This window comes from Burkholderiales bacterium (genome assembly GCA_015075645.1).
GTDB lineage: Bacteria > Pseudomonadota > Gammaproteobacteria > Burkholderiales > Casimicrobiaceae > VBCG01.
On the sequence record JABTUF010000003.1, the window covers coordinates 471,487 to 492,587 of the forward strand.

Genomic DNA, 21,101 nt, shown 5'->3' on the forward strand with positions numbered 1-21,101 from the left:
AGGCCGTACCTGATGATTCCTGCCCGAGTCCTTGTTTTCGCGCTGTTCGCCGCCGCCTGCGGGGTGGCGGCCGCGGCCGACCCGCCCGACCCGGCGAAACTGACGCTCGGGTCGTCGAACGCGCTCGTCCTCGACTCGGCGAACGGCCGCGAACTCTACGGCAAGGGCGCCGACGAGGTCACGCCGATCGCGTCGGTCACCAAGCTCATGACCGCGATGGTCGTGCTCGACGCGAACCAGCCGCTCGACGAGGTGCTCGACGTCGACATGGACGACTTCGACTACCTGAAGGGCACGCGCTCGCGCCTGTCGATGGGCGTCGCATTGCCGCGCCGCGACATGCTGCGCCTCGCGCTGATGGCCTCCGAGAATCGCGCCGCGTCGACGCTCGCGCGGCACTATCCGGGCGGCACGCCGGCCTTCGTCGCCGCGATGAACGCCAAGGCGGAAGCGCTCGGGATGACGCGCACGAGATTCGAGGATCCGACCGGCCTCTCGCCGAAGAACGTGTCGACCGCGCGCGACCTCGCGCGCATGGTCGAGGCGGCCTCTGGCTACCCGCTGATCCGCGAGGACTCGGTCGCGCCGACGCACGTGGTCGAGGTGCAGCCCACCGGACGCGCGCTCGGCTTCTCGAACTCGAACCGCCTCGTGAACTCGTCGGCGTGGGACATCACGCTGCAGAAGACCGGCTACATCAGCGAGGCGGGGCGCTGCCTCGTGATGCTCGCGCAGATCGCGAGCCGCCCGGTCGTGATCGTGCTGCTCGACTCGGTCGGCAAGTACACGCGCCTCGCCGATGCGACGCGCGTCAAGACCTGGCTCGAGACCGGCAAGTCGACGACGGTTGCCCGCGCGGCGCTCAAGGCGGCCTCGAAGGCGAAGAAGCCGGCGAAGGCGAAGGTCTCGGCCACGGCGTCGTCCACGCGGGGCGTCAAGTCGAAGCGCTGATCCCGCCGTTCCGAACGGAGCGGGTCGCTACTCGAGCACGATGTGGTGGTGGAACACGTGGCGGAGCGCCACGCCGTTTCGCGCGTGGTTCGTCGTGCGTTCCACCCGGAAGCGCAGCGTCGACAGGCCCTCGCTGCCGAAGCCCGCGGCGCCCATCGCCTCCTTGGCCTTGAAGATCGAGCGTGTCTGCAGGAGTTCCGGGCTCATCCCGTCGGTCGTGTAACCCTGGTGGCGGTGCGCGAGCGGCATGAAGGTGCCGCGCCGCCACGACCAGGTGAGGCCAGCGAGGTTGAGCCGCGCCTGCAGGTCGACGTCCTCGAATCCCCACGCCCAGTAGTCGTTGCTGTAGCCGTTGACGCGCACGAAGTCCTCGACCGGCAGCGAGAGCACGCAGCCGGGCGACTGCACCGGCTCGTCGTCGACCGCCTCCTGCACGCCCCATGCGATGAGGCTAGTGGGGCCGGTCACGCGCGAGTAGTCGGCCCAGATCGGCAGGTAGTCGACGTCGTGGAACACCACGCAGTCGGCGTTGGCCTGCGCGAGCGCGAAGCCGGCGTTCTTGATCGCGCCGCGGTTGAACGGGCGGCCGGGCGCCTGTTCCGCGATGTGGATCTCGTAGGGAATCGCGCGGGCGAGGCTGTCGCGCTCGAAATAGGTGACGAGGTGCGGGACGAGCCTCGCGAGGTGCTCCGCACGGTCGCGGTAGGGCACGACGATCGCGATGCGTCCGGCGTGGGCGTCTGCGTCGAGTTCGGGGAGCGGGGCGCGGGGCGGGATCATCGGCGGCGGCGGTTCGATTCGTGGAGTTCGCGCGCGTGCGCGCGGGTCTTCGGCGTCGTCGACTCGCCCGAGAGCATCCGCGCCAGTTCGTCGACGCGCGCCTCGCCTTCGAGTGCGGTCACGCTCGACACCACGCCGGAGGCCGCGGCTTGCTTCTCGACGCGGAAATGGCGGTCGGCGAACGAGGCGACCTGCGGCAGGTGGGTGACGCACAGCACCTGCCGGCGATCCCCGAGCGACTGCATCAGCCGGCCGACGGTCGCCGCGACGGCGCCGCCGATGCCCGCGTCCACCTCGTCGAGCACGAGCGAGGGCACGTGCGCGGCGTCGCTGGAGGCGACCTGGATCGCGAGCCCGATGCGCGAGAGTTCGCCGCCCGAGGCGACGCGGGCGAGCGGACCCGGCGGCTGCTTCGCGTGCGTCGCGATCCGGAACTCGATCGCGTCGAGGCCGTGGCTGGTCGGCGCGGCGAGCGGCTCCATCGCGATCTCGAGCTTGCCGCCGGCCATCGCGAGCGTGCGCATCGCGGCGGTGACGCGGTGCTCGAGTTCGGAGGCGGCGAACCGGCGCTTGGCGCGAAGTTCGTGCGCGAGCTTGTGGAACGCGCGCTCCGCCTCGCCCGCGCGGCGCTCCAGCGCCTCGACGTCGGAGGCGGCGGCGAGCGCGGCGAGCGCGGCCGTCGTCGCGGCGAGGAGTTCGGGGAGACCTTCGGGGCGCACGCGATGGCGGCGCGCCGCATCGTGCAAGGCGGAGAGGCGTTCGTCGATCCGCGCGAGGTCGGCGGGATCGAGGTCGAGCCGGCGGCGGTAGTCGCGCAGCGCGCGCGCGGTCTCGACGAGTTGCACGCGCGCGGGCTCGAGCTGCGCGGCCACGTCCGCGAGCGCGGGATCGTGCGCGGACGCCGCCGCGAGCCGGGCGGCGAGCTGCGACACGCGCCGCGTGAGCGCGTCGTCCGCGGACTCGAGCGCTTCGCCGGCCTCCTCGCAGGTCGCCAACAGCGACGCGGCATGGGCGAGGCGCGACTGCGACGCGTTGAGTTCGGCCCATTCGCCTTCGTGCATGCGCAGCGCGGAGAGTTCGTCGCGCCGGACCTCGAGTTCCGCGCGCGCTGCGGCGTCGCGTCCCGCGTCCGCGCGCGCCGCCTCGAGCGCCGCCGCGGCGTCCCGCGAGGCGCGCCACGCGGCGGCAGTCTCGTCGGCGAGCGCGGTGAAGCCGCCGAAGCCGTCGACGAGTTCGCGCTGGGTCGCGGCCGCCGAGAGCGACTGGTGCGCGTGCTGGCCGGTGATCTCGACCAGGCGCTCGCCCACCGCCTTCATCTGCGCGAGCGTCGCGGGCGAGCCGTTGATCCACGCGCGGCTGCGTCCCTGCGCGTCGAGGACCCGGCGCAGCAGCACCTCGCCGTCGCCTGGCGCGAGACCTTCCTCGGCGAGCCACGCGCGCACGGCCGGCGCGTCGTCGACGTCGAACGCCGCGGCGAGTTCGGCGCGCTCGGCGCCTTCGCGGATCTGGCGCGGCTCGAACCGGTCGCCGAGGAGGAGCCCGAGCGCGTCGAGCAGGATCGACTTGCCGGCGCCGGTCTCGCCGGTGAGCACGGTGAAGCCGGGGCCGAGCTCGAGTTCGAGCGCGCGCACCACCACGAAATCGCGGATCGACAGGAGCCGCAGCATGTCAGCGACGCGCGGTCAGCCGTTCGGGCGTCTCGCTCCAATGGAGCTTCTCGCGCAGCATCGCGAAATGGTCGTGTCCCTCGGGGTGCAGGAAGCGCGCCGGATGCGGAGCGCGGCGAATGACGACGCGATCGCCTTCCGCGAGCGGCAGGTGCGCGTGGCCGTCGCAGTGCACGGTCGCGTCGCTGCCGCGCACGACCTCGATCGTGACGGTCGCGAGGTCGGAGAGCGCGATCGGCCGGTGCGTGAGCGCATGCGGTGCGACCGGCACGAGCGCGATCGCCGCGATGCGCGGGTCGAGGATCGGCCCGCCCGCGGACAGCGCGTACGCCGTCGACCCGGTGGGCGTCGCGACGATGAGGCCGTCGGAGCGCATCGCATAGGCGAAACGCCCGTCGATCTCGACCGCGCATTCGAGCATCGTCCCGCCGCCGCCGCGGTTGACCGCGACGTCGTTCAGCGCGATCTCGTCGTTCTCGCGCCGTCCCGGCCGGACGATCGTCGCGGCGAGCATCGTGCGCCGCTCCTCGAGGTGGCGGCCGGCCAGCATCGGTCCGAGTTCGTCTTCCATTCGCGTGAGCGGAATGTCGGTGAGGAATCCGAGCCGGCCGAGATTGACGCCGATCAGCGGCACGTCGTGCGGCGCGAGGCGCCGGGCGATCGAGAGCATCGTGCCGTCGCCGCCCAGCACGATCGCCAGGTCGGCGCGGCCGCCGAGTTCGTCTGCCCCGGCGGTCGCGCGCCCGGCGAGCGGCGCGTGCAACGCGGTCTCCGTCTCGATCACGACGGCGTGCCCGCGCGCGGCCAGGAAGTCGGCCAGCCGCGCGAGCGGGGCCGCGAGGTCCGGCGTGCCGGGCCGCCCGACGATCGCGACGCGGGGGAAGCGGGCGGGAGTCGCGGACATGGCGGAGGATTATTCCACAGCCCCCCGCCCGGCCGCGGTCGGCTCGGCGGACGAACGGCGCGCAGGCACCGGGACCCTCGGCGCGGGGGTTAGAATCGGTCCGAACGGAAGCCCCGCGTGATCGATCCCCGCGCCGCCCACCTGTTGAAGACGCTCGTCGAGCGCTACATCGCCGACGGACAGCCGGTCGGCTCGCGCGCGCTCTCGAAGCAGTCGGGGCTCGAACTCTCGCCCGCCACGGTCCGCAACGTGATGGCGGACCTGGAGGAGATGGGCTTCGTCACGAGCCCGCACACCTCCGCCGGACGCGTGCCGACGCCGAAGGGCTATCGCTTCTTCGTCGACAGCCTCGTCGTCGTGCAGCCGCTCGAGCAGCAGGAGATCCACCGGCTCGAGGGCGGGCTCGTCGCCGACCGGCCGCAGCAGCTCGTGAGCGCGGCCGCCCAGATGCTCTCGCAGCTCACGCACTTCGCCGGCGTCGTGATGGCACCGCGCCGCGAGCCGAGCCTTCGGCACCTCGAGTTCCTGCGGCTCGCCGACCGCCGCGTGCTGCTGATCGTCGTGACCTCGCAGGGCGACGTGCAGAACCGCATCCTGCACACCGAGCACGCCTACACGCAGGCGCAGCTCGTCGAGGCGACCAACTACTTCAACCAGAACTTCGCCGGACGCTCGCTGCCCGCGATCCGCGCCGGACTCGCCGACGAGCTGAAGCGCCTGTCCGACGACATCGCCTCGCTGATGTCGGCCGCCATCGCCGCGGGCGCGGGCGCGATCGACGAGGGCGACACCGTGGTGCTCGCCGGCGAGCGCAACCTCCTCGCCTCCGACGGCGTCGCGTCCAGCATGGAGCGCGTGCGCCGGCTCTTCGACCTGTTCGAGCAGAAGACCTCGCTGCTGCACCTGCTCGACCTCGCGCAGCGCGCCGAGGGCGTGCAGATCTTCATCGGCGGCGAATCGGGGCTCGCGCCGCTCGACGAGATGAGCGTGGTCACCGCACGCTACGAGGTCGACGGGCAGCTGATCGGCACGCTCGGCGTCATCGGGCCGACGCGCATGGCCTACGAGCGCGTGATCCCGATCGTCGACGTGACCGCGAAGCTCCTGTCGAGCGCGCTGGCGCAGCAGCGCGCCGACTCGTGATGACGCGATGAGCGCCGCCGACCACCGCGCGCTGATCGTGCGCTTCTACGACGCGCTCGCGCGGCGCGACGCGGCCGTGATGGCCGCCTGCTACGCGCGCGATGCGACGTTCCGCGACCCGGTGTTCGGCGAGCTCGACGCCGCCGACACCGCGGCGATGTGGCGGATGCTGTGCGCGCGCGGCAAGGATCTCGCGATCACGACCACCGGCGTCCACGCCGACGCGGAAGGGGGGCGCGCGCACTGCCGGGCGACCTACTCGTACGGTCCGACCGCGCGGCCGGTGGCGAACGAGATCGACGCGAGCTTCCGTTTCCGTCGGGGACTCATCGTCGAGCACGTCGACCGATTCGACCTGAAGCGCTGGGCCACGCAGGCGCTCGGGCTCTCCGGACGCGTGCTCGGCTTCACGCCGCTGCTCACGCCGATGGTGCGCCGGCAGGCGAAGGGCGCGCTCGCCGCGTGGCGCAGGCGCGAGCAGGCCGAGTGACAAGCGATCGCCGATGAGTTTCCTGCCCGAGCCGCCGCGCGGCGACCGCCCGGAGAAGCTCGGCGTCCTGCTCGTCAATCTCGGCACGCCGGGCGCGCCGACGCCTGCGGCGGTGCGCCGCTATCTGGCGGAGTTCCTGTCCGACCGCCGCGTGGTCGAGGTGCCGCCGGCGATCTGGCAGCCGATCCTGCACGGCGTCGTGCTGACGACGCGCCCGCAGGCCTCGGCGAAGAAGTACGCGAAGATCTGGACCAAGGACGGCTCGCCGCTCGCGATCCACTCGGTGCGCCAGCGCGTGCTGCTCTTCGGGATGCTCGGGCAGCGCATGAAGCGCGAAGGCTGGCCCGCGGACCACGCGCAGGTCGAACTCGCGATGCGCTACGGCGAGCCGTCGATTCCCGCGGGCATCGACGCGCTGCGCGCGGCCGGCGCGACGAAGCTCCTCGTGCTCCCGCTCTATCCGCAGTACGCGTCCAGCGCGTCGGGGTCGGTGCTCGACGCGGTCGCGGCGCACCTTGCGAAGGTCCGCCGCGCGCCCGCGCTGCGCTTCGTCGACGCGTTCCACGACGACGACGGCTACGTCAAGGCACTCGCGCGGAACGTCAACGACTACTGGACGAAGCACGGCCAGCCCGAGCGGCTGGTGCTCTCGTTCCACGGCATTCCGCGGCGCGCGATCGAGCGCGGCGACCCCTACCGCGCGCAGTGCGAGGCCACCGCGCGGCTCCTCGTACGCGAACTCGGCCTCTCCGCCGATCAGTGGGCGATCGCGTTCCAGTCGCGCTTCGGGCGCGCCGAGTGGCTCACGCCCTACACGGCCGAGGTGCTGGCCGCGCTCGGGGCGGCGAAGGCAAGGCGCGTCGACGTGTTCTGCCCCGGCTTCGTCGCCGACTGCCTCGAGACGCTCGAGGAGATCGGCATCGAGGGCCGCGCGCGGTTCGAGAAGGCCGGCGGCGGCGAGTTCCACGCGATCCCGTGCCTGAACGAGCACCCGCGCTGGATCGCCGCGCTCGCCGACCTCGCGTGGCGGAACTTCGCGGGGTGGCTCGTTTGACAGCCCTGAACCGCTCCATCAGGGTTCAATGGGGTCAGACTCGACTGGCGGATCCATCGGGCCTGACGCCTTCGAACCTGTCGAAGGGGCGGCCGAGACCGACCCCTTCGGGCATGTTTGATGGGATCAATCGAGTCTGACCCCATTGAACCCCGCCGCATCGTCCCCATGATAACCGGATAGTCTACGAGCCCCCGACCGACCCGCAATGAATCCGTCCGACCTTCCGACCGACGGCGAGGACCTGCCCGGCATCGACCGGGTCGCCGACCCCGCACCGGACCTGGCCGAGATCCTCCGGAAGGCCGAGACCGAGGTCGCCGACCTCAAGGACGCCTGGCTGCGGGCGAAGGCCGAGACCGAGAACGTCCGCAAGATCGGGCAGGCCGACGTCGCCCGGGCGCACAAGTTCGCGATCGAGCGCTTCGCGTCCGAACTGCTGCCGGTTCGCGACGCGCTGGAGCAGGCGCTCGCGACCCCGACGGCCACGACCGAGCAGTTGCGCGAGGGCGTCGAACTCACGCTGAAGACGCTCGCCTCGGCGTTCGAGCGTTCGTCGATCGCGGTGATCGATCCCGCCGGCGAGAGGTTCGACCCCAACTTCCACCAGGCGATGACGATGATCCCGTCGGCGAAGCCCGCGCAGACCGTGCTCCAGGTGTTCCAGCGCGGCTACCTGCTGCACGACCGGGTGCTGCGCCCCGCGCTGGTCGCGGTGTCGAGCGGACCCGCCGAGCCCGCCGCGGGCGACGCGTGACCGCCTTGCGTTGACCGCCCCGGACCCCATTTTCGCTTCAGGCACATCCCTACGCATCGGAGCATTTCCATGGCCAAGATCATCGGCATCGACCTCGGGACCACCAACAGCTGCGTCGCCATCGTGGAAGGCGGCCAGACCAAGGTGATCGAGAACTCGGAAGGAACGCGGACCACGCCTTCGGTCGTCGCGTACGCGGACGACGGCGAGATCCTCGTCGGCGCGCCCGCCCGGCGCCAGGCGGTCACCAACGCGCGCAACACGATCTTCGCGGTGAAGCGCCTGATCGGGCGCCGCTTCGAGGAGAAGGAGGTCCAGAAGGACATCGGCCTCATGCCCTACCGGATCGTCAAGGCCGACAACGGCGACGCGTGGGTCGAGGCGCGCGGCAAGAAGATCGCGCCGCAGCAGGTGTCCGCCGAGATCCTGCGCAAGATGAAGAAGACCGCCGAGGACTACCTCGGCGAGGAAGTCACCGAGGCCGTCATCACGGTCCCGGCCTACTTCAACGATTCGCAGCGCCAGGCGACCAAGGACGCGGGGAAGATCGCGGGCCTCGAGGTCAAGCGCATCATCAACGAGCCGACCGCGGCCGCGCTCGCGTTCGGGCTCGACAAGAAGGAGGGCAACCGCAAGATCGCGGTGTACGACCTGGGCGGCGGCACGTTCGACATCTCGATCATCGAAATCGCGGACGTCGACGGCGAGCACCAGTTCGAGGTGCTGTCGACCAACGGCGACACCTTCCTCGGCGGCGAGGACTTCGACCAGCGCCTGATCGACTACATCGTCACCGAGTTCAAGAAGGAGCAGGGCGTCGACCTCAAGAACGACGTGCTCGCGCTGCAGCGCCTCAAGGAGGCCGCGGAGAAGGCGAAGATCGAGCTGTCGTCCTCGCAGCAGACCGAGATCAACCTGCCCTACGTCACGGCCGACCAGAACGGCCCGAAGCACCTGTCGATCAAGGTGACGCGCGCGAAGTTCGAGGCGCTCGTCGAGGACCTGATCGAGCGCACGATCGAGCCCTGCCGCACCGCGATCAAGGACGCCGACGTCAAGCTCGCCGACATCGCCGACGTGATCCTCGTCGGCGGCCAGACGCGCATGCCGAAGGTGCAGGACGTGGTCAAGGCGTTCTTCGGCAAGGAGCCGCGCAAGGACGTGAACCCGGACGAGGCGGTCGCCGCCGGCGCCGCGGTCCAGGCCTCCGTGCTCGCGGGCGACCGCAAGGACGTCCTGCTGCTCGACGTGACCCCGCTGACGCTCGGCATCGAAACGCTGGGCGGCGTGCTGACGTCGCTCATCAAGAAGAACACGACGATCCCGACCAAGGCGCAGAACGTGTTCTCGACCGCGGACGACAACCAGTCGGCGGTGACGATCCACGTGCTGCAGGGCGAGCGCCAGATGGCGTCGGGCAACAAGAGTCTCGGGCAGTTCAACCTCGAGGGCATCCCGCCCGCCCCGCGCGGCGTGCCGCAGATCGAGGTGACCTTCGACATCGACGCGAACGGCATCCTGCACGTGTCGGCGAAGGACAAGGCGACGCAGAAGGAAGCCAAGATCACGATCAAGGCGAACTCGGGACTGTCCGACGACGAGATCCAGCGGATGGTGAAGGACGCCGAGGCGCACGCCGAGGAAGACCGCAAGCTCATGGAGACCGTGCAGGCGCGCAACGGCCTCGACGCGCTGGTCCACAGCGTGAAGAAGTCGATGGGCGAGCACGGCGACAGGATCGGCGCCGACGAGAAGGCGAAGATCGAAGCCGCGCTGAAGGACGCCGAGGAACTCCTGAAGCAGAAGGATGCCGCGAAGGACGCGCTCGAGGCGAAGACCGAGGAGCTCGCGAAGTCCTCGCAGAAGCTCGGCGAAGCGATGTACGCGAAGGCGCAGGCGGAAGCCCAGGCGGCATCGGGCGGGGCGGGCGGCGCGGGCGCCTCGGGTGACCAGGGCGGCGCGCACGGTTCGTCGGCGGGCGACGAGAAGGTCGTCGACGCCGAGTACACGGAGGTGAAGGACAAGAAATAGCAGGCGCGAAGGGGGAAGAGGGAAGGGGGAAGAGTGCGTCGCAACCATCGCGACCTGGACGCCTGGAAGGAAGCGATGGGGTTGGCCGAATCGGTCTACCATTCGACGCGTGGCTATCCTGTGGCGGAACGCTATGGCCTCACGGCGCAGATGCGACGTGCGGCTATTTCCGTTCCTGCCAACATTGCGGAGGGATTCGCGCGGCGCTCGTCGAAGGAGCTCCTGCAGTTTCTCTCGATCGGGGCCGGATCCCTCTCCGAACTCGACACCCTGGTCGAGCTGTCGTCGCGACTGGGCCTTCTCGAAGACGTGGCGGAACTGAGTCGCCGCGTCGACCGCACGAGCGGACTCGTCATGGGGCTCGCGGCATCCATCGAGCGCCGCGTGCGCTGACTCCCTTCCCCCTTCCCTCTTCCCCCTTCCCCGCCTCATGGCCAAACGCGACTACTACACCGTGCTGGGCGTGAATCGCGACGCCTCCGAGGATGACATCAAGAAGTCGTACCGGAAGCTCGCGATGAAGCACCACCCGGACCGCAACCAGGGCGACAAGGCGGCCGAGGAGAAATTCAAGGAGGCGAAGGAAGCCTACGAGATCCTCGCCGACGCGAAGAAACGCGCCGCGTACGACCAGTTCGGCCACGCGGGCGTCGATCCGTCCGCGGGATTCGGGGCCGGCGCGCGCGGCGCGGGCCCGGAAGGTTTCGGCGGCTTCGCGGACGCCTTCGGCGACATCTTCGGAGAGATCTTCGGCCAAGGGCGCGGCGGCGGCGGCAACGGCGTGTTCCGCGGCGCCGACCTGCGCTACAACCTCGAACTCACGCTCGAGGAGGCGGCGCGTGGCACCGAGGCGCGCATCCGCATCCCGGCGATGGAAGGCTGCGAGACCTGCCACGGCAGCGGCGCGAAGCCGGGCACCTCGTCGAAGCCCTGCCCGTCGTGCCAGGGGCGGGGCCAGGTGCGCGTGTCGCAGGGCTTCTTCTCGATCCAGCAGACCTGCCCGCAGTGCCACGGCACCGGGAAGTACGTCCCCGATCCCTGCGCGACCTGCGGAGGAGCGGGGCGCGTGCGCAAGCACAAGACGCTGTCGGTGAAGATCCCCGCGGGCGTCGACCAGGACGACCGCATCCGGCTCTCGGGCGAAGGCGAGGCGGGCGTCAACGGCGGCCCGCCCGGCGATCTCTACGTCGTCGTGCAACTGAAGCCGCACGCGGTGTTCCAGCGCGAGGGCGCCGACCTGCACTGCGAGATGCCGATCAGCTTCGCGACCGCCGCGCTCGGCGGCGAGATCGAGATCCCGACGCTCGACGGCCACGCGAAAGTGAAGATCCCGCCCGAGACGCAGACCGGGCAGGTGTTCCGCCTGCGCAACAAGGGCATCCGGCCTGTGCGCGGCTCGGTCACCGGCGACCTCTATTGCCACGTCGCGCTCGAGACGCCGGTGAAGCTCACCTCGCGCCAGAAGGAGATCCTGCGCGAGTTCGAGTCGATCAACCAGGAAGATCCCGAAGCGCACAGCCCGAAGCAGAAGACCTTCTTCGACAAGCTGAAGGCGTTCTTCGGCTGACCGCGCTGCACCGGGACCGGCCGCGAGCCTCCTCGTGACCTCGCCGAACGCCCCGGTCGGCATCCTGCTCGCCGCGGGATCCGCGCGCCGCTTCGGCGGAGACAAGCTGCTCGCGTTGCTGCCCGACGGCACGCCGGTCGGCGTCGCGTCCGCTCGCACGCTCGTCGCGGTGCTGCCGCGCACGGTGGCGGTCGTGCGGTCCGGCGACGATGCGCTCGCCGATGCGCTCGCCGATGCGGGCGCGACGATCGTGCGCTGCGCGCGTGCCGACGAAGGCATGGGCGCGAGCCTCGCCTGCGGCGTGGGGGCGACCTCCGGCGCGTCGGGCTGGGTCGTCGCGCTCGCCGACATGCCCTGGATCGCGCGCACGACGATCGCCCGCGTGCGCGCGGCGCTCGATGCCGGCGCAGGCATCGCGGCACCCTGCGTCCGCGGCGAACGCGGGCACCCGGTGGGCTTCTCGTCGGCGTTTCGCGATGCGCTCGCCGCGCTCGGCGGCGATGAAGGCGCGCGGTCGATCCTCGCGTCCCGCCGCGACGAGATCATGCGCATCGAGGTCGACGATCCCGGCGCGCTGCGCGACGTCGACCGGCCGTCCGATCTCGCGCCATGACCGAACCCGAGCCGAACGAGGACGGGTCGCGCCGCATCGCGACGTCGTTCCGGGCGTCGCTCGGCACGGTCGTGTAGCCCTGTGATGACGGTGCTCGGCGGGGCGCGCAGTTCGATCACCTGAAACCCATGGGGCCGCACGGTCGCGCAGATGCTCGGCGTCGCGATGGCCGCGGCGCTCGCCGGGCTCGCGATCGGCTCGTTCTTCCGATATCAGGTACCCGCCGGGAACAGCTCGGGCTGTGCGGCGGAGGGCTCGCTCGCGCGCGTCGTCCACCAGGCGCGAAGCTCCTCGCTCTCGAGCGGCGGGCACACGAGGAAGCCCTGCGCGTACTCGCAGCCGTGCCGGCGCAGGAACTCGATCTGCGGGCGCGTCTCGACGCCCTCCGCGACGCAACGCAGGCCGAGCGAGCGGGCGAGCGCGATGATCGCCTGCGTGATCGTCTCGTCGTTGGGATTGCGCTCGATGCCGTGGACGAAGCGCTGGTCGATCTTGAGCCCCTGGATCGGCAGCCGCGCGAGGTAGGAGAGCGACGAGTAGCCGGTGCCGAAGTCGTCCACGGTGATCGACACCCCCATCTCCTTCAGCTTGCCGAGCGTCGCGACCACCTTGTCCGGGTGCGTGATGATCACGCTCTCGGTGATCTCGAGGTCGAGTTCGCGCGCGGCGAGGCCCGAACTCGCGAGCGCCTCGGTGACGATCGCGAGCCAGCTCTCGTGCTGGAGTTGCTGCACCGACAGGTTGACCGACAGACGCATCGGCATTCCGCGGCGATGCCAGTCGGCGACCTGCCGGCAGGCCTCGCGCAGCACGCGCGCGCCGAGCGCCTGGATCATGCCGGACTCCTCGGCGATCGGAATGAACTCCGACGGCCCGATGACGCCGCGCTCGGGGTCGCGCCAGCGCAGGAGCGCCTCGACCGCGAGCGCGCGCCCGGTGGCGGTCGCGACCTGCGGCTGGTAGACGAGGAAGAACTCGTCGTCCATCAGGCCGCGGCGCATGTCGGTCTCGATCTGCAGGCGCTGCTGGACACGAGCGTTCATGTCGGCCGTGTAGAAGCGGTAGGCGTTGCGGCCCGCTTCCTTCGCGGCGTACATCGCGGTGTCCGCCTGCTTGATCAGCGTCGCCGGATCCTGGGCATCGAGCGGGAAGATCGACACGCCGACCGAGCAGGTGAGCGTCGGCGACTGGTCGGCCACCTTGAACGGCGCGAGGAACGATTCGCGCACGCGATGGACGACGCTCATCACCTCGAAGGTCGCGTGCGCCGGGTCGAGGCCCGGCAGCACCAGCACGAATTCGTCGCCGCCCAGGCGCGCGACCGTGTCCGACTCGCGCACCGCGCCGCCGAGCCGCTGCGCGATCGACTGCAGCAACTGGTCTCCCGCGTCGTGTCCGAGCGTGTCGTTGATGCGCTTGAAATGGTCGAAGTCGAGGAACAGGCAGGCGACCTGCGTGCCGTCGCGCTGCGCGGTGGCGATGATCTGGCGCAGCCGCTGGTTCAAGAGCGAGCGGTTCGGCAGTCCGGTCAGGATGTCGTGCTGCGCGAGCTTGTAGGCGTGCGCGGTGGCGATCTCGAGCTCGCGCGTGCGCTGCGCCACCTTGTCCTCGAGCGTGCGCTGGTAGCTCACGACCTCGGCCTGCGACTCGGCGAGCCGCTTGGTCATGTGGTTGAACGTGTGGGTCAGAAGGCCCAGTTCGTCGCGCGAGCGGGTCGGCACGTGCACGTCGAGGCGGCCGCCGGCGACCGAGCGCGCCGCGCGCATCAGCCGCCGCATCGGCGCGACCAGCCGGTGCGACACGACGAGCGCCATCAGCATCGCCAGCACGAGCACGATCGCGACGACGGTCAGCACGCCGGCGGCATAGGTGCGAAACCGCGCGGCCTGCGTCTGCAGCGAGAGCCCCACCTGGACCCGGCCGATCACCTCGCCCGCGCGGAGCGAGGCCCGCGCGGCCAGCGAGGAGCCGACGCGGATCGGCGCCACCGTCTCCACGTACGTCGACGACCCGAGGGTCCGGCGCAGCGATACCGGAGCCTGGTTCGAGCCGGGCGCAGGCGGCGGCAGCGGTTCGGCCGAGGCGGAGTCCCCGTAGCGCCGCTCCGCGACCCGACGGCCCTTCGTGTCGATGACGATGACGTAGCCGAGGATCGTACCCGGTTCGAGCGTCCTCAGCACCTGCTCGATCGACGCGCGATCGCCGGTGGCGAGCGGTTCGGCGGCGATCTCCGCGAGCATCGTCGCGAGCGTGGTGGCCCGGGCGCGAAGCTCGATCTCTCCTCCGGCCCACTCGCGCCAGAACGTGTAGCCGGTGATCGCGACCGCGGTCAGGAACACGAGGCTCGCGGTCAGGAACTGGAACTTGGTGAGGAGCCCGACACGGACCGGCGGCAGGACGATGGGCGCGACGGTGTCCGCGGCGAGCGGCGGACTGTGACGGCGCAGGCGGCGCAGGAGCCGCGAGCGCCGGCCTTCGCGTTCGGGCGGCGCTCCCGTCCCGCTCATCGCGCGCGGCCTCGCGCAGGGCGACGGGGTGCGGGCGCGGGCAGGGAGGTCATGTCACGCTGCGGTTGAGCCGGACGACGAAACGCCGGACGAACGCCCGGGCTTCGGCGCACCGGCCGAATCGTCAACCCGGAGCAACCCGCGTGCCACGGCCGCTCCGACTCCGCCGATCAGGCGGAGGCGACCGGAATCCCGCCGATCCGCGCCTGCCACTCGCGCGGGCCGGTCTCGTGCACCGAAGTGCCGTTCGCGTCGACCGCCACCGTCACCGGCATGTCGCGGACGTCGAACTCGTAGATCGCCTCCATCCCGAGGTCCGGGAACGCGAGCACCCGCGCGCCGCGGATCGCTTTCGCGACGAGGTACGCCGCGCCTCCGACCGCCATCAGGTACGCCGCGCGGTGCTTGCGGATCGCCTCGATCGCGACCGGACCGCGCTCGGCTTTCCCCACCATCGCGACGAGCCCGGTCTGCGCGAGCATCGTCTCGGTGAACTTGTCCATGCGCGTCGACGTCGTGGGGCCGGCCGGTCCGACGACCTCGTCGCGCACCGGGTCGACCGGGCCGACGTAGTAGATGACCCGGCGGGTGAAGTCGACCGGGAGCGTCTCGCCCTTCGCCAGCATGTCGACGATGCGCTTGTGCGCGGCGTCGCGGCCGGTGAGCATCCGGCCGTTCAGCAGCAGGCGCTCGCCCGGCTTCCACGATGCGACTTGGGCGGGGGTCAGCGTGTCGAGGTCGACGCGCCGCGACTCGGGCGCGGGCGTCCACTCGACCTTCGGCCAGCGCGACAGGTCCGGCGGGTCGAGCCTCGCCGGCCCGCCGCCGTCGAGCGTGAAGTGCGCGTGCCGCGTGGCCGCGCAGTTCGGGATCATCGCCACCGGCAGGCTCGCCGCGTGCGTCGGGTAGTCGAGGATCTTCACGTCGAGCACGGTCGAAAGGCCGCCGAGTCCCTGCGCGCCGATGCCGAGCGCGTTGACCTTGTCCATCAGTTCGAGCCGCAACTCCTCCAGGCGGTTCTTCGGCCCGCGCGCGCGAAGCTCGTGGATGTCGATTCGCTCCATCAGCGCTTCCTTCGCGAGCACCATCGCCTTCTCGGCGGTTCCGCCGATGCCGATCCCCAGCATGCCCGGCGGGCACCAGCCGGCGCCCATCGTCGGCACCGTCTTCAGCACCCAGTCGACGATCGAGTCGGACGGGTTCAGCATCGCGAGCTTCGACTTGTTCTCGCTGCCGCCGCCTTTCGCCGAGATGCGGACGTCGATCGTGTCGCCGGGCACCAGGTCGAAGTGCACGACCGCCGGCGCGTTGTCCTTCGTGTTCGTGCGCCGGCCCGCGGGGTCGACGAGCACGGAGGCGCGCAGCCGGTTGTCCGGATGGTTGTAGGCGCGGCGCACGCCTTCGTTGACCATCTCGGTGACCGACATCGTCGCGCCCTCGAAGCGCACGTCCATGCCGACCTTCACGAACGCGACGACGATGCCGGTGTCCTGGCAGATCGGCCGGTGACCCTCGGCGCACATGCGCGAATTGGTGAGGATCTGCGCGATCGCGTCCTTCGCGGCCGGCGACGCCTCGGCGGCCCAGGCCTCGCCGAGCGCCTCGATGTAGTCGACCGGGTGGTAGTACGAGATGTACTGAAGGGCGTCGGCGACGCTCGTGATCAGGTCGTCCTGTCGAATCGCGCGCATGGCCGGCCTCCGAGGTCAGTGTGCGTCGGCCGCGGCGCCCGCGTGGCGCGCCGCGTGCGCCTTCGGCTGCGGCATCAGCCGGTCGGTGACGGCGATCGCCATCGCCGACAGCAGGAAGGTGATGTGGATCGCGGTCTGCCACAGCAGCGTCTTCTCGTCGTACGCGGATGCGTTGATGAACGTGCGCAGCAGGTGGATCGACGAGATGCCGATGATCGCGGTGGCGAGCTTCACCTTGAGCACGCTCGCGTTGACGTGCGAGAGCCACTCCGGCTGGTCCGGATGGCCCTCGAGCCGCATGCGCGAGACGAAGGTCTCGTAGCCGCCGATGATCACCATGATGAGGAGGTTCGAGATCATCACCACGTCGATCAAGCCGAGCACGAGCAGCATCGTGAGCGTCTCGCGCGACTGCTCGGTGCTCCCGGCCGCGCCGGGCACCGCCACGGACCTGCGGATGGCCTCGAGGGCGTCCGCGTCGCCGAACGACGCCTGCAGCAGGTGGACGAGTTCGACCCAGAACTGCCAGACGTAGACGCACTGCGCGAGGATGAGGCCCAGGTAGAGCGGCAACTGGAGCCAGCGGGACAGGAAGATGATCCGGGGCAACGGGTGCATCGTGCGCGCTGCCCCCGGAGGAGGAGCATGGAGGGACCGGGGCATGGGGAGGACACGGAAGGCGGACCGGCAAGTCTAGCATCGGCGTCGCGCGGGCCGCCCGGGCGCCGACGGTCCCGGATCGAGGGTCGCCGACCGGACCGGCCGCGCCGCCTTGTCGCGCGTCAAGACCTGCGCATTGCGCCTGCGCGCATGCCTTCGGTAGACTGGTCGTCCCCCGATGAGGAAGCGCCGCGGCCGAGGCCAGCGGTGTCCCGCGTCACGACGAGGAGCCGGCCAGCATGTCCACGAACATCCAATCGGTGCTTCAGGAGAATCGCCATTTCGCCCCGTCGGCGGCGTTCGTCGCGCAGGCGAACGTCAAGCCGGCCGACTTCGCCGCGCTCAACGCCGAGGCGGCGCGCGACTACGAGGGCTTCTGGGCGCGGCTCGCGCGCGAGAATCTCGCCTGGCACAAGCCGTTCACGCAGGTCCTCGACCAGTCGAACCCGCCGTTCTACCGCTGGTTCGCCGACGGCGAATTGAACGCGTCGTACAACTGCCTCGACCGCAACGTCGAGGCGGGCCGGGGCGACCGGGTCGCCATCGTCTTCGAGAGCGACGACGGCAAGGTCACGAAAGTGACCTACCGTGACCTCCTCGCGCGCACCTGCCGCCTCGCCAACGGGCTCAAGTCTCTCGGCGTGCAGAAGGGCGATCGGGTGATCATCTATGTCCCGATGTCGGTCGAGGGCGTGGTCGCGATGCAGGCCTGCGCGCGCATCGGCGCGACGCACTCGGTGGTGTTCGGCGGCTTCTCGGCGAAGTCGCTGCAGGAACGGATCATCGACGCCGGTGCGAAGTACGTGATCACGGCGGACGAGCAGATGCGCGGCGGCAAGGCGCTGCCGATCAAGGCGATCGTCGACGAGGCGATCGGACTGGGCGGCTGCGAGCACGTGAAGAGCGTCGTGGTCTACCGGCGCACCGGCAACGCGGTGACGATGAAGGCCGGGCGCGACGTGTGGATGCACGATCTCGTCGCGAAGCAGGCGGACGCCTGCCCGCCGACCTGGGTCGGCGCCGAACACCCGCTGTTCGTCCTCTACACGTCGGGCTCGACCGGCAAACCGAAGGGCGTGCAGCACTCGACCGCCGGCTACCTGCTGTGGTGCGCGCTCACGATGAAGTGGGTGTTCGATCTCAAGCCGAACGACGTCTTCTGGTGCACCGCCGACATCGGCTGGGTGACCGGCCACTCGTACATCACCTACGGCCCGACCGCCGTCGGCGGCACCGAGGTGGTGTTCGAAGGCGTGCCGACCTGGCCGAACGCGGGCCGCTTCTGGGAGATCATCGCGCGGCACAAGGTCACCGTCTTCTACACCGCGCCGACCGCGATCCGCTCGCTCATCAAGCTCGCCGATTCGGACGCCGCGGTGCATCCGTCGCGCTACGACCTCTCGTCGCTGCGCCTCCTGGGCTCGGTCGGCGAGCCGATCAATCCCGAGGCGTGGATGTGGTACTACCGCAACGTCGGCCGCGAGAAGTGCCCGATCGTCGACACCTGGTGGCAGACCGAGACCGGCGGCCACATGATCACGCCGCTGCCCGGCGTCACCGCGCTGCGCCCCGGGTCGTGCACGCTGCCGCTCCCCGGCATCATGGCCGCGATCGTCGACGAGACCGGCCACGACGTTCCGAACGGGCAGGGCGGCATGCTGGTGGTGAAGAAGCCGTGGCCCGCGATGATCCGCACGATCTGGGGCGACCCGGACCGCTACCGCAAGAGCTATTTCCCCGACGAGCTCGGCGGGCGGCTCTACCTCGCGGGCGACGGGTCGGTGCGCGACCCCGAGCACGGGTACTTCACGATCATGGGCCGCATCGACGACGTGCTCAACGTGTCGGGGCACCGGCTCGGCACGATGGAAGTGGAGTCGGCGCTGGTGGCGAATCCGATCGTGGCGGAGGCCGCGGTCGTCGGCCGCCCGGACGACATGACCGGCGAGGCGGTGTGTGCGTTCGTGGTGCTGAAGCGCCCGCGGCCCACCGGCGACGAGGCCCAGAAGCTCGCGAAGGAGCTGCGCGACTGGGTCGGCAAGGAGATCGGACCGATCGCGAAGCCCAAGGACATCCGCTTCGGCGACAACCTGCCGAAGACCCGGTCCGGCAAGATCATGCGCCGGCTCCTGCGTTCGATCGCGAAGGGCGAGGCGATCACGCAGGACGTGTCGACGCTCGAGAATCCGGCGATCCTCGACCAGCTGAAGCAGTCGGCCTGACGCGCGCCGGAACCCCGGAGCCGGCCGCCGCGCGATGTCCGACCACGACGCGCTCGTCGCGCTCTCGCCGCTCGACGGGCGCTACGCGGCGCAGGTCGAGGCGCTGCGCGCGCACTTCTCCGAGTTCGGGCTGATCCGCAACCGGATCCGCGTCGAGCTCGCCTGGCTCGACGCGCTCGCGTCGGAAGCCGCGATCGCCGAGGTGCCGGCCTTCGACGAGGCGTCGAGGCGCGCGATCGCGCAGGCGCTCGCCTCGTTCTCCACCGCCGACGCCGCGCGGGTCAAGGCGATCGAGGCGACGACCAACCACGACGTCAAGGCGGTCGAGTACTGGCTGAAGGAGCGTCTGGGACAGGTGCCCGGCGTCGCGAAGGTGCTGGAGTTCGTCCACTTCGCGTGCACCTCCGAGGACATCAACAACCTCGCGCACGCGCTCGCGCTCGCCGAGGCGCGCCGCGACATCCTGCTGCCCGCGCTCGCCGCGCTCACCTCCGACCTGCGCGTCATGGCGCACGCGCAGGCCGGCCGCGCGATGCTCGCCCGCACCCACGGCCAGCCGGCGACGCCGACGACGCTCGGCAAGGAGATCGCCAATCCGCTCGCCCGCTTCGAGCGCGCGGGCGCCGCGTTCGAGCGCGTCGAGCTGCTGGGCAAGATGAACGGCGCGACGGGCAGTTACAACGCGCACGTCGCCGCGTACCCGGAGGTCGACTGGGAGAAGCTCGCCGCGCGCGTCGTCGCGTCGCTGGGCCTCGCGTTCAACCGGTACACGACGCAGATCGAGCCGCACGACTGCGTCGCCGAGTACTTCGACGCGCTCGCGCGCATCGGCACGATCGCGATCGACCTGGACCGCGACCTGTGGGGCTACGTGTCGCTCGGCTACTTCCGGCAGCGCACGAAGGCGGGCGAAGTCGGCAGCTCGACGATGCCGCACAAGGTCAATCCGATCGACTTCGAGAACTCGGAAGGCAACCTCGGCATCGCGAACGCGCTCGCGCGCCACTTCGCCGACAAGCTCCCGGTCTCGCGCTGGCAGCGCGACCTGACCGACTCGACGGTGCTCCGCAACATGGGCGTGGCGATCGGCCACGCGCTGATCGGCTGGAACGCGCTCCGCCGCGGCCTCGCGAAGCTCGAGGTGGACGGCGCGCGGCTCGACGCGGACCTCGACGCGAACTGGGAGGTGCTGGCGGAGCCGATCCAGACGGTGATGCGGCGCTACGGACTCCCCGAACCCTACGAGCAGTTGAAGGCGCTCACGCGCGGACAGCGCGGCATGTCGCGCGTGACGCTGCACGTGTTCATCGACGGCCTCGCGCTGCCTGCCGATGCGAAGGCGCGGCTCAAGGCGCTGACGCCGGCCACCTACACCGGGATCGCCGCGAAGCTCGCGCGCGACGTCTAGCCCGACTCGCCGGACCCGAGGCCGGCGCGCGCGCGGCGTTCCCTGAGGAAGGTCGCGGCCACCGGCATCAGCGACACGACGACGATGCCGATCACGATGAACGTCAGGTTGTCCCTGACCCAGGGAATGTTGCCGAACAGGTAGCCCGCGTAGACGAGCGAGGCGATCCACAGCACGCCGCCGGCGATGTTGTACGACAGGAAGCGCGGGTAGGACATCTGCGCGACGCCCGCGAGGAACGGCGCGAAGGTCCGCACGATCGGCACGAAGCGCCCGATGACGATGGTCACGCCGCCGTAGCGGTCGTAGAAGTCCTGCGTGCGCTTGAGGTGCGCCTGGCGGATCCAGCGCGAATCGGGCCGGCGGTAGACCTTCGGTCCGATCGTGCGTCCGATCGCGTAGTTGACCGAGTCGCCGAGGATCGCGGCCGCCGCGAGCGCGAGCACGAGCAGGTGGACGTTGAGGCCCGCGACCGCGACGACCGTACCGGCGATGAACAGCAGCGAGTCGCCGGGCAGGAACGGGAAGACGACGAGCCCGGTCTCCGCGAAGATGACGACGAACAGCAGCGCGTAGAGCCAGGGCCCGTAGACGGAGGCGAACTGCGCGAGCGTCTGGTCGAGCGAGAGGAGCGAATAGAAGAGGGTGGTCAGCAC

18 protein-coding genes are annotated in these 21,101 nt (G+C 70.6%); 11 read left to right on the forward strand and 7 right to left on the reverse strand.

From position 1 onward, the window contains the following. The first annotated feature begins 12 nt into the window (after window positions 1–12). Entirely contained in the window at window positions 13–951 is a 939-nt protein-coding gene (gene pbpG / locus HS109_09185) for a D-alanyl-D-alanine endopeptidase (protein ID MBE7522545.1), read from the forward strand. A gap of 27 nt (window positions 952–978) precedes the next feature. On the opposite strand, the gene HS109_09190 is transcribed toward pbpG, so the two are convergent. Genes HS109_09190 through HS109_09200 form a run of 3 tightly spaced genes read right to left on the reverse strand, consistent with a single transcriptional unit; the run spans window position 979 to window position 4,302 of the window. Continuing rightward, window positions 979–1,731, reverse strand: a complete 753-nt coding sequence (locus tag HS109_09190) for a galactosyltransferase (GenBank protein MBE7522546.1) — start codon at window positions 1,729–1,731, stop codon at window positions 979–981. Next, window positions 1,728–3,398 (reverse strand): DNA repair protein RecN, encoded by a 1,671-nt coding sequence (gene recN / locus HS109_09195; protein ID MBE7522547.1) that lies wholly within the window; start codon window positions 3,396–3,398, stop codon window positions 1,728–1,730. The genes HS109_09190 and recN overlap by 4 nt, the downstream gene beginning before the upstream one ends. 1 nt (window position 3,399) lies before the next feature. Beyond that, window positions 3,400–4,302 (reverse strand): NAD kinase, encoded by a 903-nt coding sequence (locus HS109_09200; protein ID MBE7522548.1) that lies wholly within the window; start codon window positions 4,300–4,302, stop codon window positions 3,400–3,402. Window positions 4,303–4,419: 117 nt separating this feature from the next. Here HS109_09200 and hrcA point away from each other — a divergent pair, with 117 nt between their 5' ends. From hrcA to HS109_09240, 8 genes are all read left to right on the forward strand, one after another. Then, window positions 4,420–5,445, forward strand: a complete 1,026-nt coding sequence (hrcA, locus tag HS109_09205) for a heat-inducible transcriptional repressor HrcA (GenBank protein MBE7522549.1) — start codon at window positions 4,420–4,422, stop codon at window positions 5,443–5,445. A gap of 7 nt (window positions 5,446–5,452) precedes the next feature. Beyond that, the gene (locus HS109_09210; GenBank protein ID MBE7522550.1) at window positions 5,453–5,935 is read left to right on the forward strand and encodes a nuclear transport factor 2 family protein; all 483 of its coding nucleotides are present in this window, start codon (window positions 5,453–5,455) and stop codon (window positions 5,933–5,935) included. Between the two features lie 13 nt (window positions 5,936–5,948). Then, window positions 5,949–6,989 (forward strand): ferrochelatase, encoded by a 1,041-nt coding sequence (locus HS109_09215; GenBank protein ID MBE7522551.1) that lies wholly within the window; start codon window positions 5,949–5,951, stop codon window positions 6,987–6,989. A gap of 208 nt (window positions 6,990–7,197) precedes the next feature. Beyond that, entirely contained in the window at window positions 7,198–7,746 is a 549-nt protein-coding gene (gene grpE, locus HS109_09220) for a nucleotide exchange factor GrpE (protein MBE7522552.1), read from the forward strand. Window positions 7,747–7,815: 69 nt separating this feature from the next. Further along, the gene (gene dnaK, locus HS109_09225; GenBank protein ID MBE7522553.1) at window positions 7,816–9,777 is read left to right on the forward strand and encodes a molecular chaperone DnaK; all 1,962 of its coding nucleotides are present in this window, start codon (window positions 7,816–7,818) and stop codon (window positions 9,775–9,777) included. Between the two features lie 54 nt (window positions 9,778–9,831). Further along, window positions 9,832–10,170 carry a four helix bundle protein gene (locus tag HS109_09230; protein MBE7522554.1) on the forward strand — a complete coding sequence of 113 codons (339 nt, stop codon included), beginning with the start codon at window positions 9,832–9,834 and terminating at the stop codon, window positions 10,168–10,170. Window positions 10,171–10,207: 37 nt separating this feature from the next. Continuing rightward, the gene (gene dnaJ, locus HS109_09235) at window positions 10,208–11,344 is read left to right on the forward strand and encodes a molecular chaperone DnaJ (GenBank protein MBE7522555.1); all 1,137 of its coding nucleotides are present in this window, start codon (window positions 10,208–10,210) and stop codon (window positions 11,342–11,344) included. A 34-nt stretch (window positions 11,345–11,378) separates the two neighbouring features. Then, a complete protein-coding gene (locus HS109_09240; GenBank protein MBE7522556.1) occupies window positions 11,379–11,957 on the forward strand; it encodes a nucleotidyltransferase family protein in 579 nt (192 codons plus the stop codon). Between the two features lie 212 nt (window positions 11,958–12,169). Here the strand turns inward: HS109_09240 and HS109_09245 are convergent, their stop codons facing one another. The 3 genes from HS109_09245 to HS109_09255 form a co-directional block, all read right to left on the reverse strand. Next, window positions 12,170–14,464 (reverse strand): EAL domain-containing protein, encoded by a 2,295-nt coding sequence (locus HS109_09245; GenBank protein ID MBE7522557.1) that lies wholly within the window; start codon window positions 14,462–14,464, stop codon window positions 12,170–12,172. A 170-nt stretch (window positions 14,465–14,634) separates the two neighbouring features. Continuing rightward, window positions 14,635–16,155, reverse strand: a complete 1,521-nt coding sequence (locus HS109_09250; GenBank protein MBE7522558.1) for a fumarate hydratase — start codon at window positions 16,153–16,155, stop codon at window positions 14,635–14,637. A gap of 15 nt (window positions 16,156–16,170) precedes the next feature. Further along, window positions 16,171–16,818, reverse strand: a complete 648-nt coding sequence (locus tag HS109_09255; GenBank protein MBE7522559.1) for a TIGR00645 family protein — start codon at window positions 16,816–16,818, stop codon at window positions 16,171–16,173. 236 nt (window positions 16,819–17,054) lie between these two features. On the opposite strand from HS109_09255, the gene acs reads away from it, so the two are divergent. Both acs and purB read left to right on the forward strand, forming a co-directional pair. Beyond that, the gene (gene acs, locus HS109_09260; protein ID MBE7522560.1) at window positions 17,055–19,037 is read left to right on the forward strand and encodes an acetate--CoA ligase; all 1,983 of its coding nucleotides are present in this window, start codon (window positions 17,055–17,057) and stop codon (window positions 19,035–19,037) included. Between the two features lie 34 nt (window positions 19,038–19,071). Beyond that, the gene (purB, locus tag HS109_09265; GenBank protein ID MBE7522561.1) at window positions 19,072–20,445 is read left to right on the forward strand and encodes an adenylosuccinate lyase; all 1,374 of its coding nucleotides are present in this window, start codon (window positions 19,072–19,074) and stop codon (window positions 20,443–20,445) included. On the opposite strand, the gene HS109_09270 is transcribed toward purB, so the two are convergent. Continuing rightward, window positions 20,442–21,101 carry a DedA family protein gene (locus tag HS109_09270; GenBank protein ID MBE7522562.1) on the reverse strand — a complete coding sequence of 220 codons (660 nt, stop codon included), beginning with the start codon at window positions 21,099–21,101 and terminating at the stop codon, window positions 20,442–20,444. The two genes, purB and HS109_09270, sit on opposite strands and share 4 nt — an antisense overlap.

What these genes read in the sequence shown, in the direction of transcription:
- pbpG (MBE7522545.1), top strand. Translation starts at nt 13, where the DNA reads ATGATTCCTGCCCGAGTCCTTGTTTTCGCGCTGTTCGCCGCCGCCTGC.
- HS109_09190 (MBE7522546.1), bottom strand. Translation starts at nt 1,731, where the DNA reads ATGATCCCGCCCCGCGCCCCGCTCCCCGAACTCGACGCAGACGCCCAC.
- recN (MBE7522547.1), bottom strand. Translation starts at nt 3,398, where the DNA reads ATGCTGCGGCTCCTGTCGATCCGCGATTTCGTGGTGGTGCGCGCGCTC.
- HS109_09200 (MBE7522548.1), bottom strand. Translation starts at nt 4,302, where the DNA reads ATGTCCGCGACTCCCGCCCGCTTCCCCCGCGTCGCGATCGTCGGGCGG.
- HS109_09210 (MBE7522550.1), top strand. Translation starts at nt 5,453, where the DNA reads ATGAGCGCCGCCGACCACCGCGCGCTGATCGTGCGCTTCTACGACGCG.
- HS109_09215 (MBE7522551.1), top strand. Translation starts at nt 5,949, where the DNA reads ATGAGTTTCCTGCCCGAGCCGCCGCGCGGCGACCGCCCGGAGAAGCTC.
- grpE (MBE7522552.1), top strand. Translation starts at nt 7,198, where the DNA reads ATGAATCCGTCCGACCTTCCGACCGACGGCGAGGACCTGCCCGGCATC.
- dnaK (MBE7522553.1), top strand. Translation starts at nt 7,816, where the DNA reads ATGGCCAAGATCATCGGCATCGACCTCGGGACCACCAACAGCTGCGTC.
- dnaJ (MBE7522555.1), top strand. Translation starts at nt 10,208, where the DNA reads ATGGCCAAACGCGACTACTACACCGTGCTGGGCGTGAATCGCGACGCC.
- HS109_09245 (MBE7522557.1), bottom strand. Translation starts at nt 14,464, where the DNA reads ATGAGCGGGACGGGAGCGCCGCCCGAACGCGAAGGCCGGCGCTCGCGG.
- HS109_09250 (MBE7522558.1), bottom strand. Translation starts at nt 16,155, where the DNA reads ATGCGCGCGATTCGACAGGACGACCTGATCACGAGCGTCGCCGACGCC.
- HS109_09255 (MBE7522559.1), bottom strand. Translation starts at nt 16,818, where the DNA reads ATGCCCCGGTCCCTCCATGCTCCTCCTCCGGGGGCAGCGCGCACGATG.
- acs (MBE7522560.1), top strand. Translation starts at nt 17,055, where the DNA reads ATGTCCACGAACATCCAATCGGTGCTTCAGGAGAATCGCCATTTCGCC.
- purB (MBE7522561.1), top strand. Translation starts at nt 19,072, where the DNA reads ATGTCCGACCACGACGCGCTCGTCGCGCTCTCGCCGCTCGACGGGCGC.